The 15,403-nt window shown below is 74.3% G+C and carries 13 protein-coding genes; all 13 read right to left on the bottom strand.

Features of this window, described 5'->3' with window-relative positions; all coding sequences use genetic code 11:
• Window positions 1–9: 9 nt before the first annotated feature.
• Genes E1264_RS14730 through E1264_RS14670 form a run of 13 tightly spaced genes read right to left on the bottom strand, consistent with a single transcriptional unit; the run spans window position 10 to window position 15,291 of the window.
• Window positions 10–1,905 (bottom strand): hypothetical protein, encoded by a 1,896-nt coding sequence (locus E1264_RS14730; RefSeq protein WP_132173690.1) that lies wholly within the window; start codon window positions 1,903–1,905, stop codon window positions 10–12.
• Window positions 1,902–4,346 carry a putative baseplate assembly protein gene (locus E1264_RS14725; protein WP_132173688.1) on the bottom strand — a complete coding sequence of 815 codons (2,445 nt, stop codon included), beginning with the start codon at window positions 4,344–4,346 and terminating at the stop codon, window positions 1,902–1,904. The genes E1264_RS14730 and E1264_RS14725 overlap by 4 nt, the downstream gene beginning before the upstream one ends.
• Window positions 4,343–6,943, bottom strand: a complete 2,601-nt coding sequence (locus E1264_RS14720; RefSeq protein ID WP_132173686.1) for a putative baseplate assembly protein — start codon at window positions 6,941–6,943, stop codon at window positions 4,343–4,345. The genes E1264_RS14725 and E1264_RS14720 overlap by 4 nt, the downstream gene beginning before the upstream one ends.
• A 16-nt stretch (window positions 6,944–6,959) precedes the next feature.
• A complete protein-coding gene (locus E1264_RS14715) occupies window positions 6,960–7,325 on the bottom strand; it encodes a GPW/gp25 family protein (RefSeq protein ID WP_132173684.1) in 366 nt (121 codons plus the stop codon).
• Window positions 7,322–7,636, bottom strand: a complete 315-nt coding sequence (locus E1264_RS14710; protein WP_132173682.1) for a hypothetical protein — start codon at window positions 7,634–7,636, stop codon at window positions 7,322–7,324. Before E1264_RS14710 ends, E1264_RS14715 begins: the two co-directional genes overlap by 4 nt.
• 1 nt (window position 7,637) lies before the next feature.
• On the bottom strand, window positions 7,638–8,183 hold the full coding sequence (locus E1264_RS14705) for a phage baseplate assembly protein V (protein ID WP_132173680.1): 546 nt from the start codon (window positions 8,181–8,183) through the stop codon (window positions 7,638–7,640).
• Window positions 8,180–9,310, bottom strand: coding sequence for a hypothetical protein (locus tag E1264_RS14700; protein ID WP_132173678.1), 1,131 nt, complete (start codon window positions 9,308–9,310; stop codon window positions 8,180–8,182). The genes E1264_RS14705 and E1264_RS14700 overlap by 4 nt, the downstream gene beginning before the upstream one ends.
• On the bottom strand, window positions 9,303–9,668 hold the full coding sequence (locus tag E1264_RS14695; protein WP_132173676.1) for a LysM domain-containing protein: 366 nt from the start codon (window positions 9,666–9,668) through the stop codon (window positions 9,303–9,305). The genes E1264_RS14700 and E1264_RS14695 overlap by 8 nt, the downstream gene beginning before the upstream one ends.
• A complete protein-coding gene (locus tag E1264_RS14690) occupies window positions 9,665–10,324 on the bottom strand; it encodes a hypothetical protein (RefSeq protein ID WP_132173674.1) in 660 nt (219 codons plus the stop codon). The genes E1264_RS14695 and E1264_RS14690 overlap by 4 nt, the downstream gene beginning before the upstream one ends.
• Entirely contained in the window at window positions 10,321–11,940 is a 1,620-nt protein-coding gene (locus tag E1264_RS14685) for a DUF4157 domain-containing protein (RefSeq protein WP_132173672.1), read from the bottom strand. Before E1264_RS14685 ends, E1264_RS14690 begins: the two co-directional genes overlap by 4 nt.
• On the bottom strand, window positions 11,937–12,182 hold the full coding sequence (locus tag E1264_RS14680) for a hypothetical protein (protein ID WP_132173670.1): 246 nt from the start codon (window positions 12,180–12,182) through the stop codon (window positions 11,937–11,939). The genes E1264_RS14685 and E1264_RS14680 overlap by 4 nt, the downstream gene beginning before the upstream one ends.
• Entirely contained in the window at window positions 12,182–14,014 is a 1,833-nt protein-coding gene (locus E1264_RS14675) for an ATP-binding protein (RefSeq protein WP_132173668.1), read from the bottom strand. Before E1264_RS14675 ends, E1264_RS14680 begins: the two co-directional genes overlap by 1 nt.
• The gene (locus E1264_RS14670) at window positions 14,011–15,291 is read right to left on the bottom strand and encodes a DUF4255 domain-containing protein (RefSeq protein ID WP_132173666.1); all 1,281 of its coding nucleotides are present in this window, start codon (window positions 15,289–15,291) and stop codon (window positions 14,011–14,013) included. Before E1264_RS14670 ends, E1264_RS14675 begins: the two co-directional genes overlap by 4 nt.
• Window positions 15,292–15,403 lie beyond the last annotated feature (112 nt).

Here is a 15,403-nt window from a genome sequence, read left to right as displayed (position 1 = left end):
GCGTGGTCCTCAGGTCGCGTAGAAGATCCCGGCCTCAAGGCCGAAGCGGAGGTGCTCGTCGAGGCGCAGGCGCAGGTTCGCCTCGCGCTGCGGCTCGAACAGATGGTTCCCGGAGCCCATCTCGCTCTCGTTGTCGGCGCCGCGGCGCACCTCGTCCGGCGCGGACGACCGGAGCTGGGCGTAGCCGGGATCGGCGAAGCGGAGGGAGGTGAAGGCGGGCAGGACGGCGATGCAGCGGTGGCGGGACGGCGTGAGCGAGCCTTCGGCGACGCGGCTGAACCGGACGCAGCCCTCCTGGCGCCGCCGCGCGGTCACCGCGCCGAGGACGATCGAGTTGGAGATGTCGACGCGCGTCGCGGCGGCCGTGCCCAGCACCGTGCTCTCCGCGAGCGTCAGCGACCCGCCCTCGTAGGAGTCGAGGACGCTGTCGCGGACGGTCACCTCGACCCCGCCGGCCACCTCGACGCGCCCGAGCACGCAGCGCTCGATGACCACCCGCGCCGCCCGGTGCGCGACGGCGAGGCTCGGGGCGCCCGGGTCGGCCGGCGCGTTCGCTGCGGTGCGGGTGAGCCCGGGGACGAGCGTGCAGTGCCGCAGGATCAGGGTCCGCGCTTCGAGGTCGCCGGCGTCCTCGAACGCCAGCCGGCCGCCGCTGATCAGCAGGCCGTCGAGCACGATCGTGCCGCCGGGACCGGGGCGCAGCGGCACCGGCCCGGCCGCGGCCAGGTGCGGGCGCCGCCGGTGCGCGGCGCGCAGCAGCACGGTCCGGCCGGGGCCCGTGGCGACGGACGGTGTCTCCCGGTACACCCAGTTGTCGGCGATGTGAACGGTGCCGCCGGACGCGACGGCGTTGAGGTGGGGCTGGATCGCGGCACCGCCGGTCACCTCCCGGACCCGGCCGTCCGCCGTCGAGACGTCACGCTGGTAGCCGCCACCGCCGACGCGCATCGCCAGGCCGTAGTGGAACGTTCCGATCGCGGTGGCCGCGGGCGGTACCGGATCGGGGAAGTACACCCGGCCCAGCACCGGGTCGACGGCGAGCACGTCCGAGCCGGGCGGTGGCGCGTGCGCCCAGTCACCGGCCACGTCCGACAGATCGCAGATCCGCACCTTCGACGGCGCCGCCGCGCCGCTCACCTCCACCAGCAGGCTCCGGCCGCGCCCGTAGTAGGCGTCGCGGTGGTCCATCAGGAACCGCCTGGTCAGCGGGAGCGGGACGTCGAACGGCTCGGCCAGGTGGGTGATCTCCTCCTCCGTCCGCGGCCTCCCGAACAGCCGCTGGTCGATGCCGAGCGGGTGGAACCGGAAGCGGCGCCGCGAGCCCGCGTCCGGCACCAGCGGCGAGCGGATCAGCTCGACGGCCTCCTGGCGCCACAGGAACAGGCCGACGTTGTGGATGTTGTAGCGGCCCGCGCCCGTGGAGACGCGCCGGACCTCGGCGAGGTGGGCGCGCTCGTCGAAGGCGCCCGGCAGCGTCCGCCGCCGCACGTCGGGGACGCCGCCCCTGCCGGGGCGGGGATGGTTCACGTGCTGGGTGGCGGCGAGCCGCTCGAAGAACTCGACCGCCCGCGCCCGCCGTCCGGTGACGTCGAAGGCCAGCTGCTCCAGCATGGCCGCGGTGCCCTTGCGGCGGCGGTAGGCGATGGTGTTGGCGACCTCGGCGCGCGGCGAGACCACGGCGGGCGGCCCGCCGTGCAGGGGCCGGTAGCCGACGAGGTCGCCGATGTAGGGCACGGCCCAGTCGGCGGCGGTCTCCACGAACAGGTCGTCGTAGAACTGGTCGAGGCTCTCCTCCAGCACGCCGAGCTGCGCGCCGATGACGCCCATCAGCTGGCGCAGCTGCCCGTCGCCGAGTTCGTCCCGGAGCCGGTGCACCCGGGGCAGCAGGTCGTACAGGTCGGTCATGGCATCTCCGTGAGCTGGGGGACGGTGGTCAGCAGCAGCATCTCCGCGCCCCTCACCTGCGACCGCGCCGTCACCGTGGGCCCGGAGGCGAGCAGGCGCCGGCGGCCGGCGGAGGCGAAGTCGGCGCGCAACAGCGCGTCCAGGTCGACCGCGGCCACCCCCGGGGCGCGATGGGCGGCGGCGATCACCTCGGAGGCGTGCACCGGCGCGGCGAACTCCCGCGCCCGGAAGCCGAACGCCTCGGCCAGCGCCGCCGCGACCGCCTTGAGCACCGTCCCGGCCTCGTGGTGGGGATGGCGGCGCACCTTCATGCGGAGCCGGATCGGCATCCGCCGGTACGGCACCACGACGACCGGGACGAGCGGATCCCCGTGACCGCGCAGCGTGGTGACGAGCCGCGCGCACGTCTCCGGCGGAACGGGGTCGCCGCCGTCGCCCGCCACGGTCACCACGATCGTGCGGACGTTGCGCACCGGGAGCACGGCCACGTGCGCCTTGGCGATCCCGGCGAACGTGCGGGCGAAGTCCGCGTAGTCCAGCAGCGACACCGCCCGGCCCAGCGTGCGGGTCGACAGCGGGATGCCGTCGCGGGCGTGGTCGGCCGGGTCGGGGTCGGCGCCGCCCGACGCGGGCACCGGGTTGGTCACCCCGGTGACGCCCAGCGGCGGGGAGGCGAGCTGGGTCAGCGCGCCCGGGGGCAGGTTGCCCGCGGCGCCGATCCCCTTGCGGTAGACGGCGCGCACGTTGTGCTGGCCGGTCGGCAGCCGCGCGCCGCGCAGCCCGTCGCCGGTGCGCACCTCGACGGCGCCCGACGGAGCGTCCCGGGTGACGAAGACGCGGTCGTCCGGCGCGGCCCGGTGGAGCGTGGGGACCTCGTGCCAGGCCACGTCATTGACGCGGATCTCCAGCGTGGACGCGGAACCGGCGGGGCCGGACGACGGCGCGTACGTCAGCGGATCGTGCTTGAGCTCGAAGCGCTGGAACGGCCGGGCCGCGTCGCCGTCGCCCAGGATCTGGTGGACGGTCTCGCCGTGGGTCGCGGCCGCGACGTTGCCGAATATCTGGACGCCTTCCGGGTCGTACGCTCCGGCCAGGCTCCCGGTCAGGGTGAGGACCGTGCCCGTCCCGTCGAGCGCCGCCGACTTCAGCGTCACCGTCTCCGCCGCGCCGCCGGACACCACCAGCAGCGTGCGCCCCGGAGGCAGGTCGCGCACGTCACCGTCGACGACGATCCGCGCCCCTTCGACCTTCGACGGGTCGGGCTCGGGTGCGAGCTCCAGCTCCTCGCTGACGGCGTGGACCGTGGTTCCGCGGACGTCCCGGTCGAACCTCTGGTAGTCGGTCAGGGACCCGCCCAGCCTGACCCGGGTCGCCTTGCCGGACACGGCGAACTCCGACCGCGACAGCTCCGTGACCTCCTCGGCGGTGAACAGCGCCCTGTCGACACCGGCGGCGAAGACGAGCATGCCGCCCACCGCGATGTCCGGGTGGGAACCGTCCATGTCGGAGGTCATCTGCAGCGGTGAGCTGAGATAGGACGGCCAGTCGGCGCAGCCGGTCGGGCAGCCGTAGTCCGTCTTGAACTGCTGGGACATCGACTGCCATCGGGGCGCGTTGTGCCCGAAGAAGCTCAGCCGCTTGCGCATGACGTAGGGGGTGAGCGGCCCCGGCTTGGTCAGGGCGTCGCGCCAGGTGACCAGCGTGCGCTCGAGGCCCGGCTGCGGGGTGGCGGCCGCGACCGGGCGCACCTCCCACGACTGCGGGCCCGCGTGGAACAGCAGCAGATCGCCGGGCTTGAGGCCGGCGGTGATCCCCCTGACGTACATGCTCTGCGCGCCCTGGCCGAGCACGGTGCGCCGCGTCGTCACGGGGCGCATGAGGTTCCAGGCCGGGCGCGCGACGAGGGCCTCGGAGGTCTCGAACACCTCCGACCGCTCGCCCTGCCCCGGGACGCTGCGCACCTGCACCCCCGCGGGGATCGTCACGGCCTCCGGCATCCGTGCCCGCTGGAACGGCGTGGTCGCCGCCTCCACCGCCGCCGCGGCGGGCGGCTCGACGTGGAACGCCAGGCGCGTCGCGGCGGCCACCCCGGGACGCAGCCGGTAGCCGACCAGCTTGCCGAGCTCCGCCAGGGACGGCCGCTGCCGCGCCGTACGCAGGTACGACTCGTTGACGAGCCGCTCGGTGTAGAAGGTCAGGATCTCGGCCATGCACGCGGTCGCGTCGAGCAGCGCGATGCTGAAGTCCTCGTCGTCGCGGGTCGTCAGCGCGGCGAGCGCGGGACGCCGCGCGGAGGCCAGTGTCGCGTGCATGCTCTCGCGGAACTCGGCGTAGCCGCCGGGCCGGTAGCGCACCCGCGGCAGCGCGGGCCGGTTCTCGATCGGCTGCGGCGTGCTGCCGGTGATGCCCGCGCAGCAGCCGCATTCGCACTCTCGCTTCACCGTCCGCCCCCGAGGGTCAGGGTGAGCCTCCCCCGTTCGGGGAAGTTCGGGTCGTTGTCCAGCCGGGCGATCTCCAGCCGGCCCATCCGCAGCACGCCGGAGGCGAGGCCGGCCGCCCCGGGCGCGTGGCGGCGCTGGAACGTGCGCACGTCGACCGAGGTGACCCCGGCGACCGCCTGCGCCGCGGCGTAGACCGGGCTCAGGAAGACCGGCTGCGCGAACGTCAGCCGGTCGGGGTGGAACAGGGCGGTGAGGACGTCGAGCAGCTCGCGGCGCACCGCCGAGCGCAGGTGGCCCTCCGCGACGCACACGTGCAGCCCGATCTCCAGCGGCACGTACCGGGCGCCCTCGATCTCCAGGTCGTAGCCCGCCAGCCGGTAGCGCTCGAGCCCGGCGCGCAGCTCGCGCTCGAACTCCTCGTCGACGTCGGCGCCGCCGACCCGGTCGACGGTGAGGAAGACGGTGTGCCAGCTGCCGGTCCACCGCCACGTCGCGGTCGCCCGCTGGACGCCCGGGTGGCGGGTGGCGACCTCCTCCCAGTCGGCGGGCGTGACCGCGCGCTCCTGCACCAGGTACGCGGTGGGCGCGTCGCGGCACACCTCGTCGCCGGTCTCGGGCTCGTGCCCGCCCGCGGCGGGCATGGGGTTGGTGACCGCCACCACGCCGGGGGTCGCGGCGATGTGAGCCAGGGAGTTCGCGCCGACGTTGCCCGACACGCCGTTGCCCGTGCGGTAGCGGGCGGTGAAGGCCGTGCCCGGAGCGGGACGGTTGAGCCGGAGGTACGTCGAGCCGTCGTGCTCGGACTCCACGGCGAACTCGGCCGCCGCCGCGTCGCTGGCGAGGAGGTCCCAGCGCGGGTGCCAGGTCACGGTGCCGTCGGTGATCTCGATCCGGGGACCGGCCAGGCGCGGCGCGGCGGCGGTGACGCGGCCCGCGGGGATCGGGCGCGCCAGCACGCTCACCTCGCCACCGGACCCGGCCCGGACCCGGACCACGGTCTCGCCGTCGCTGACCGACCATTCGCCGTGGGCCCCGCGCACGACCAGCGGCGCGCGCCGGAACACCACGCCGTGCCCGGCCAGCCACGCCCGCACCCTGCCGGACGCGGTGCGGGCGGCCAGGTCGGCCATGACGGCGGCGTCCTGCTCGGCCGTGGCCAGCACCCGGGGGTTCACCTCGACCGCGCGGGTCAGCGGCCCGGACCGCAGCCGCGGCCGGTACCGAACGGGCGCCGCGCGCGGCGGAGCCACGTCCAGGCCGGACGTCCGCGGCTGCGGCACCGTGCCGAGGTCCTCGTCGGGCATGGTGCGGCCGTGGTCGGCCACGATGATGTTGCCCCAGGCCACGCTGACGGGCCGGCCTCCGGCGGCGGGGGCGCTGACGCACACGGGGAACGGGGGCCGGTCGGCGGCGTCCCACGCGATCCGGGTGACCGCGACGGCACTCGCGGTCGGCGGGTCGTGGAAGCGGCCACCCGAAGGGTCCTGCCCGGGCACGACGTGCGTCAGCCGCACCGGCCACAGGTGGCGCGGATCGGCGTCGGCCGGGTGCCCGGTGGCCGGGCCGAGCACCTCGGCGAAGACCAGGATGTCGCCCGCCTTCAGGTCGGGGTGGTTGCCGCGCAGGGTGGCCTCCGTCGCCCCGGCTGGCAGGCAGCACTCGTCGTCGCCCCAGGTGTAGAAGCGGAAGGTGCCGTGGTTCTGGTACAGCACCGCGCGGTCGGTGGTCTCGAAGACGGTGGCGCCCGCGGCGAGCGCGGCCTCCTCCCCCTCCGCGGTCAGGAGGTCCGGCAGGCCGTCGACCCGGCTGTAGACCTTGGTGCCCGCCGGGACGGCGACCCCGTTGCCGGTCACCTCGCAGCGCAGCAGCACCCGGGCGGCGCAGCCGTCGTGCATGCGGTGGTCGACCAGCCGGGCGTGGCGCCGCAGCGAGATCCGGCTGCGCGCCGTCTCCAGGTAGGACTCGGTCGCGACGGCGTCCTGCCGGTAGGAGAGCCGGTCGCCCGCGTAGGCCAGCAGCTCGACCAGGGTCACGCCGAGGTCGGCAGGGGTCCGCTCGCGCCAGCGGGGCGAGATCAGGCTCACGCGGTCCAGCAGCGTCTCCCGGAGGCTGGCGTAGTCCTTGGCCAGGTAGTCGAGGTCCGGTACGGGCGAGGGCGGACGGGGGCATTCGCATTCGTCGCGGCAGTCGAATCCGGCGTCGCAGTCCACCTTGAAGGAGAACTCGACCTCGCCCAGCAGCGGGTCGAACCCGGATGAGTCGATGTGCAGCGTGTAGTAGGAGAAGTCGCCCGGCTGTTCCGTGCGGACGACCAGGACGTGATCGGGGTCCGCGAGTCCTGTGGCCAGTGCCGGGTCCTCGTCCGGCGGCAGCGCGTCGGCCGGTGCCGCCCACTGCACGGCGACGGTCCGGATGCGCTGCCCGCCGTCGATGCGCACCTGGCCCGCGGTGATGCCCGCGGCCGGTTTGAGCAGCCGCACCAGCAGCGTGCGCTGCGCGGGCCCGGCCGCGGCGACCTCCAGGTACTCGATGCCGTTGAGCACGCCCCCCGCCTTCACGGCGGGCAGGCGGCGCTTGTGGCCGCACACGTACCTCATGCGGGCGCTCCCGGTCTCATGCGGCCGCTCCCGGCGCGGTGAACTCGTCCACGCGGCGCTGCCGCGTGCGCAGGGACACGTACTGCACCAGCACCCGCAGCGCGGCGTCCGACGCGGACACCTCCACCGAGTCCACCGCGATGAGGTGGCCCAGCCACTGCTGGAGCGCGCCCTCCACCAGGAACTGCGTCGTCGCGGCGAGTTCCGGGCTGTTGGGCTCGAAGGTGAGCGCGAGCAGGCCCGAGCCGAAGTCGGGCCGCATCACCCGCTCGCCGGGCGCCGTGAACAGCACCTGCGCGATGAGGCCGCGCAGGTGCGCGTCGTCGCCGGCGGTCGCGGTGCGCCCGGTGGCGTCGAAGCGGTACGGGAACCCGACGTTCACGTCGCCACCGCCCTGGGCTGGACGGTCATCGGCAGGAACGGCGACCCCGTCGCCACGCAGACCGACGACCCCGCCTGCACCGCCACGGGCACGCCCATGACCAGCACCCGCGCCGCTCCGGTGACCCAATGGCCGCTCGCGCAGAACACGCCGGACGGCGTGAGCGAGCAGCCCGTGACCGCGTACGGCGTGCCGACGGTCACCACGGGCTGCCCGCCGGCCAGCACCCGGGGGCTGGGCGCGAGCGGCGTCGCCGGGCCGCCGTGCGAGCACGTGACGACGGCGCCTAGATGGACGATCGGGCCGGGCACCTCACATCACCGTCAGCCCGCCGGCGTTGACGTCGACCGGCTGCCCCACCACGCTCACCGCGGGGCCCGCCAGGTTGATCATCGCGCCCTTGCCGTTCATGATGCTGATCCCGGCGTCGGTCACCGAGATCATCGGGATGCCGCGGCAGTAGATGGTCACCCCGCCCACGCCGGGGGTGTCGTTGACGACCACGGCGTTGAGCGCCGTCGTCTGCATCGTCATGCCCGCCACGCCCGGCGGCACCGTGTGCGACAGCGCGGGACGCTCCGCGAACGACCCCCAGTAGCCGCCCACCCAGATGGGGTGGTCGGGGTCGCCCTGCTCGAACTCGACCCACACCCCGGCGCCCATCGCCGGGACCGTGAACACGCCGGTGTTGGCGCCCGAGGCGGGCAGGCACGGCATCGCCCAGCTCGTCGGCGCCACCGACGACACGTCCGGCACGATCACCTGGATCCGGCCGATCTGCAGCGGGTCGACATTGTTGACGACCGTCGCCCGGTATTTCCCGTAGTACCTTTTCGCGTTTTCCGCCAGATGGCTCATATCGGCACCTTCGACAGAGTGGACAGCAGGCCGTTGCGGGCCAGGGTGAAGGATTGCTTGTACTCGCCGCGCTTCATGGAATGGGTCACCGAGGAGACGTAGTACAGCCCGTCGAACGCCTCCCCCGCGCCGCGCACGCCGACCAGGCCCCGCGAGCGCAGGACCCGCCCGTACCGGACGACGTCGAGCGTCCCCCGGCCGAAGACGACATCGGAGTGGTTGGCCGCGTAGGAGATTCCGCGTGCCAGCGCCACCCACGGTTTGTGCTTCGCGGAATCGTTGAGGAACGTGAGCTTCGGCGGCAGCGGCGGCACCGCGCCGAGCGGCGGGTTCAGGGGCGTGACGTCGGGGACGGGGATCGGGATCGGCGCCTTGGAGTACTGCTCCTGGATCCACACGACCGGCATCTCCTTGCGTTCCTTGTCGAAGGAGAACGAGAGGGTCTCGACGTTGCGGCGCGGGGCGTCGAGATCGAGGTTCAGCGCGGGCTGCGCCGGGCCGACCCGGATCTCCGGGCCCCAGTAGCCGCGGCTCGTCCCGGGCACCGGCCCGGGGTCGAGGTAGAACACGTAGCCGGCGTCGCGGGCGAGGAGCTTCAGGTAGCCGTAGTCGGTTCCCTGGTGCCGCGGGATCGACTCGATCGGGATCGGCAGGTCCTCGATGATGCTCGGGATGGTGACGGGGACGACCCCGAAGGCCGCGTACTTCGCCAGCACGGCCAGAGCGCGCGCGACCGGCGGCATCGCCGGATACGGGAAGCCGTCGAAGGCGAACCAGTCCATGACGGCGGACAGGTCCTTGCCCTTGACGACGAGGGTGGGCTCGCCGGAGCCGTCGCGCACCTCGTGGTTGGTCATGACCCCGTCGATGAGCACCTCGGCCCGGCCGTGGAAAGTCACCGCGATGACGACCCGCACGACGGGGATGGTCGCGCCGCCGGTGAGCAGGAACAGCGTGTGCAGCGGGGAGCGCCGCGACAGCCGGAAGACGATCTCGAACCCGCTCTGGGCGTCGCCCGCGCCCGCCTCGACGCTGACCGACTCGACGGCCTCGATCACCTCCCGCCCGGCGGGGATCGGCACCGCCGGGCCGATCATCAGCGACAGCCGGACGCCGCCGCTAAGCATCCGCCACCCCCGGGATCCCCTCCGGCGCGGTCAGCCGCAGCCTCCGGCCCAGGTGCGCGGTCAGCTCGTCGGGGTGCGCCGCCACGTTGGCGTCGGCGATGCGCCACCACAGCTCGGGATCGCCGAGATGGCGCCCCGCGAGCAGGTCGAGCCGGTCCCCCTCGACGACGGTGTGCTCGCCCACGGTGGCCAGCCGCTCGGGCTGCGGCACCAGCCGCCGGGCCAGGTAGGCGACGGGCCGCCGGCCGCCGCCCGGGTCGTGGGTCAGGACGGGCGTGGCCGCGTACCGGCTGCCGGGCGGGAACCGGCCCGCGGGCAGCGCACCGGCCGCGACGAGCGCCTGCAGCGGATCGGTCATGACGGCAGACCCTCCAGTCCGAGCTCCGACAGGACGCCGGGAGCCGCCTTCCCGGCGAGCGACTCCTTGGCCCGCAGGTGGTTCATGAACAGCACCCCGCCGCGGTGCCGGAAGCCGAGGTCGTCCACCGACAGGACCCGCAGGCCGAGGCTCACCTTGGCCAGGATCGGGTTGAGCGCCGGGTCGAACGCCTGCTCGGTGACCGACAGCTCCGTCAGCCGCACCGGGACGATGCGGCTGCGCGACCAGACGAACAGCGCCAGCGGCGACTCGACCGGCAGCACCTCCAGCGCGCCGGAGGCGGCGAGCCGGTCGTTGGCCAGCAGCGCGGCCGCGGACGGGTGCGCCATCGCCTCCAGCATCGCGAGCTGCGGGTGGATCCCGTAGCGGACGGCGTCCCGGTTGCGGTCGGGGTACTCCAGCCGGTCGGTGGCGTCGAGGACGGCCTCGAGCCTGATCGTCTCGACCGGGCTGCCCTTGAGCCGCATCGCCTGGGCGCGGTCGCCGCCCTCGCCCGCCGCCTTCGCCTGGACCGTCCGGCTGAGCGTGTCCGGGTTGTACTGCAGCGAGATCACCTGGCGCAGCGCGCCGCCCGCCGGATCCAGCAGCACGATGCCGCCCTTGACCAGCCTGGGCGATCCGGGAAACGCGCTCATGGGGCCCCGCCTCCCGCCTGCCCGCCCTGGGCCTTGAAGTACCACGCCACGCATTCGCGGATGTAGCCGACGAGGAACGCCGCGTCCGCCGCCGCCTGCTGCCGTGCCGTGGTCAGCGACCTGTGAGCAGAGTCCAGCGCGTTGTTGATGTCCTCCAGGTCCAGGTAGGCGCCCGCGGCGGTCGAACCGAAGGCGCCCTCGCCGAGAAGGCCCGATTCGAGCAGTTTCTTGGCCGCCTGCTGCCGGTCCTGGCCCAGCCTCCGCACCCGCTCAAGGCGGGTCAGCCGCGTGTCGAGATCGGCGACCAGCGACTCCAGCTCGGCCAGGGTCTGCGACGCGTCCGACCCCGCGAACCGCATCCGCTCGGCGTCCGGGCCGAGCAGGCTGAGCAGCTGCCACTTCCAGGCGTCGAGGCGCTGGTGGTAGGCGGTGTACTCCTTCAGCTGGGTGTCCGCCTCGTCCCGCAGCCGCCGGGCCCGCTCGACCTCGGCGTGCAGGACCAGCGCGCCGCCGGAGAGCTTGCTCCCGGCCATGGTGACGGTGGACAGCGCGCTGTCCACCTCGCCGATGATCTGCAGCACCACCAGCCCGACCTTGATCACCTTGGCGATGACCACCAGCTTCTTGATCGCCTGCTGTTCCCCGCTCAAGTGCACGGCGGGCGACGGGCCCCGGGGCACGGGGGCGATGGACTGGATGTCGCGGAAGTCGACGCCGAGCTTTGCCAGGCGACCCGTCACCCCTGTCGACGCGCCTCCGGCGTTGGTGACGACCAGCCGCACGGAGGACGGCAACGGCACGCCCGTCTCCAGCGAGGCGCGCGCGGCGCCCAGCGCGTCGCGCACCAGCTTGAGCCGGTCCGGCGGCAGCGCCTGGAAACCGGGCCCGGACACCCTGGCGATCAGCTCTTCGAGGTTGGTGACCAGGTTCTTGGTCAGCGCCGTCGCGCTCGAGACGTTGCCGCCGCGCTTCAGCGACTTGTTGTCCAGGAGATGGATCTGGACGGTGTTCCCCGGGAACCGCACCGCGACGCCGTCGAAGCCCTTGAGGTTGGGCGGATGTCCCGCCGCGCCGCTCGGGCCCTCCAGGAACGCCCATCCCTCTTCGGCGCGGTAGGTGAAGCCCATCTGCTGCTCGCCCGCGTAGCCCCGTTCGAGCCTGGGCGGCAGGCGCATCAGCGTCCCCCCGGGCACGCTGCCCGCCTGGAGCCGTGCGGCCCGTCCGCGCATGACCGCGTCCGCGGCCGCGTCGGCCGCCGCGTCGGCGGCCCGGTCGTTCGCGTCGCCGGGCGGCGCCAGGACCGGTACGCCGGGTTCGGCCCCGCTCTGCTGCACGACGTGGGCGAGCTCATGGGCGATCAGACGCTGATCGGCCGGGCCGCCCAGCACGATGTGATGCCCGTAGGTGAACGCGGCGGCGTCGATGCGCCGCGCGGCCCGCGCGGCCGGCTCGCCGGTGTGCACGCGGACCCGGCTGAAGTCGAAGCCGAACCGGGGCTCCATGTCCGCCCGGGTGCCGCCGTCCAGGGCCTCGCCCGGGGACTCCACGGCGGCGGCCACGGCCCGCAGCGTCTCCCCGTCCGGGACGCGGGACGGGTGCTCCCTGCCGGCGGTCATGACGCGGCTCCCGGCCCGCCCACGATGCTCCGCCACGCGGACCGCGCGACGTCGGCGCCGCCGGGCGGCGCCGTGACCGGCCGTCCGTCGAGGTGGGCGGCGTGCCCGCTCGGGTAGGGTCCGCCGTGGTCGCGGGCGAGTGCGCGCAGCTCGCCTTCCAGCCCCGCCAGAAGGTCGGCGGGATCGGATCCGGCCGCGCCGTCCAGCACGACCTCGCCGATGTGGATGTGGATCTCCCGCATCAGGCCCGCTCACCCGCTTCCACCTCGGTGAGCGGCCGCTCCAGCTTGGCGTACTCGCGCCGGGTGGCGGCGAGCACGTGCGCCATGGTCACCGGCGTCTCCTCCGCCGCGGCGAGGAACGCCGCGCCGAGGGCGATGGTGCGGATGTGGCCACCGGGCACCTGCAACCGCGACAGCCGCGCCCAGTCCAGGTCGGCGCACGGCACCTTCGGCGGGAACATCAGCCGCCAGATCCGCTCCCGCGTGGACGCGTCGGGAAACGGGAAGTTCACCACGAACCGGAGCCTGCGCAGGAACGCCCGGTCCAGCGCGTCCTTCAGGTTGGTGGTCAGGATCGCCAGGCCCCGGTAGGCGTCCATGCGCTGCAGCAGGTAGGAGATCTCCAGGTTGGCGTACCGGTCGTGGCTGTCGCGGACCTCGCTGCGCCGGCCGAAGAGCGCGTCGGCCTCGTCGAACAGGAGCACCGCCCCGCACGCGTCGGCGACGTCGAACACCCGCTTGAGGTTCTTCTCGGTCTCGCCGATGTACTTGCTGACCACGGCGGCGAGGTCGATGCGGTACAGGTCGAGGTCCAGTTCCGCGGCGAGCACCTCGGCGGCGAGCGTCTTGCCGGTGCCGGACTCCCCGGTGAAGAGCGCCGTCACCCCGAGCCCGCGGGGTGAGAGGCCGGCCATGCCCCACTCCTCGTAGACCCGCGCCCGGTTGCGCACCTGGCGGGCGACATCACGCAAGGTCTCCATCGCGAGGCCGGGCAGCGCGAGGTCGTCCCAGCCCGCGCGGGGCTCGACCCGGTCGGCGAGGTCGCCCAGCGCGCTCCGCGCGTGGAGCCGGCAGGCGTTCCGCAGCCCCTGCCCGTCCAGGTTCCGGGCGATCGCCTCGATCTCGCCCACCTCGAACCGGAACGACATGGCGGCCTTGTCCGCCTCGTCGTCCCGCCCGAGCAGGTGCCGCCACAGCTCCCGCCGGTCGGCGGCGCCTGGGCTGGGCACCGTGCGGCGGATGGCACCGGGGAACGTCCCGGGCGTCGGCGCGGTGACGCCGATCAGCAGCGGGCACCCGAGTTCGGCGGCGAAGGAGCCGGCCGCGGGGCTCTCCTCGGAGACGGCCAGGAAGGGAAGCGCCCCCAGGAGCGCCGCCTCACGCTCGACCAGGCGGGCCACCGCCACGCCGTCCGCGCCGGGAGGCGGGAGACGATCCGCCATGACCACCGCCGGCACCCGGCCCAAGGCCCAGGCGACGTGCGCGGCGACGCGTTCGCGGGTGTCGCCGTCCGCTCCGTCCAGCAGCACGACCGGCCGCGGCCCGGCGCCCGCCAGTGCCGCGGCGATGTCGGCGGCCGAGTCCGCCTGCGCCGGGGTCACCGTCCTGGTCGCGCCGGACCTGATCTGCAGCAGCCCGTCGAGCCGCGGGTCGACGCAGGTCACGCCCATGAGGTGGTACAGGACGCGTTCGTCGATCCGCAGCGGGCGATCGATGAGCCCCGGCCCGGGTGCGAGCTCGATCAGGCGCCAGTGGCGCAGCGGCGCTCCGGGGGCGAGCGCGTCCCAGTGCCCGGCGTCCAGCGCGGACAGCGCCTCGCCGAAGGTGGGCGGGGAGAACCGGCCGTCCATCTCGGCGCCCGCGCACCACAGCAGCAGCTCCCGCTCGAACGGCGAGAGCCGGAAGGCCGCCTGGAACCGTGCCAGCCGGGTGTCGCCGAGATCGTCCTCGCCCCCGGCGTCGGGCGGCGCCGAGCCGGGGCCCGCGGTGACGCGGGCGTGCAGGCGCGCCAGTTCCGCTTCGAGCAGCCGCCGATCGCGGTCCGCCCCCGTCTCCTGCTCGAACGCGATCACGGGACGGTCACCCTCCGGTCGGCGCGGAAGACCGGGACCGTGCCGGTGTCGTCGATCAGGCGGCTGCGCGCCCCGTCCACCCGCAGGCGCAGCCAGGCGGCACCGGCCGGGATGTCGGCGAACTCCGCCTCCACCTGCGCGGCCGGGTTCTCGGCCGGGCCGACCGTCGCCTCGGCGGAGTTCAGCGCCACGGTGACCTCCTGCTCGGGAAGGACCCGCGGCGCCACACCGACGGTGATCTTCACGTGGCCGGTCGCCGTGTCGCGCGTGAGGGTCGCGCCGCCGGCGTCGGGGACGGGCGCGAGCATGAGCGCCGCGCTGTTGGTCGTTCGGGGCGACGTGGCGCCGTCGGGTGTCAGCGTGACGGCGAGGCTCCAGGAACCGGACGGCCAGGGCTGCCCCGCCGGTTCCGCCGAGGGCAGCGCGAACGACAGCCGGGCGGGGTCGGAGTTGGACGCCACGGCGATCTCATAGGGGGCCGTGAGCAGGCGGTGCGCGAGCCTGACGCTGACGCCGGTGCCGGCGAGGTGATGACCGTGCAGGGTCACGGTCTCCCCCAGCTCGGCGATGCCGGTGCCGTCGGGCGTGGCGACCGATTCGATCGCCGGAAACGGCGCCTCCAGGGACCGCGTGACGGCGACGCCGCGGGTCAGCACGGGCAGCGGATCGGCGGCCGGCCGGTTCGCCTCGATGAGCACGACGCTCACCTGGTAGGCGGCGCTGGGACGGTAGTGGGCCTGCACCGCGGACCACACCTTGGACATCTCGTCCACGCCCAGCGGATCCAGGGTGATCTTGAGCGTCTCGAACTGCTCGGCCAGGCCCGCGTTCGGCGGATTCCGGAACGCCGCCGGCAGCACGGTGGGGTCCAGCGGCATCGACGCGAGCGCCCTGCGGATGGCGGCCCGGTCGAGGAAGGACCGCTCGTGCAGCAGCTGCATGCCGTAGCCGAGCAGGATCTCCGCGTGCAGGTCCTCGCGCCCGTACGCGGTCAGCAGGTAGTGCAGGTCCAGGGCCAGGGGCGGGTTGGTGGTCCGGGCCCCGCGCGCGTCGCGCGACGGCAGGTCCGCGTTGCGCCAGCCGGGGTTGGCGCTCACCCGGTGGAGGAAGAGGTTGAGCTGCGGACCGGCCTGGGGGTCGTCGAGCTTGATGAGATCGGGCGCCTTCACCGACACCTTGACGGAGCTCTCCAGCGCCGGGGCGGCATCGATGAGGCCGTTGTCGAGCACGTTGCGCAGCACCGCGCTGACCGCGCCGAGCGCCAGGGCCGTGCTCATGCCGCCGGCCTCCGTCCGCCGCTCATCGCGGCCTGCCGTCGTCGCCGCGCAGGTAGTCGCGGAGGCTCAGGCCGGGTGCGGGCGATACCCGTGGCTCCGGGGCGGGCGCGAC

This window comes from Actinomadura sp. KC216, assembly GCF_004348535.1.
Lineage (GTDB): Bacteria > Actinomycetota > Actinomycetes > Streptosporangiales > Streptosporangiaceae > Spirillospora.
The sequence above is the reverse complement of the archived record's forward strand: the minus strand, read 5'-3'. Positions and strand labels throughout refer to the sequence as shown.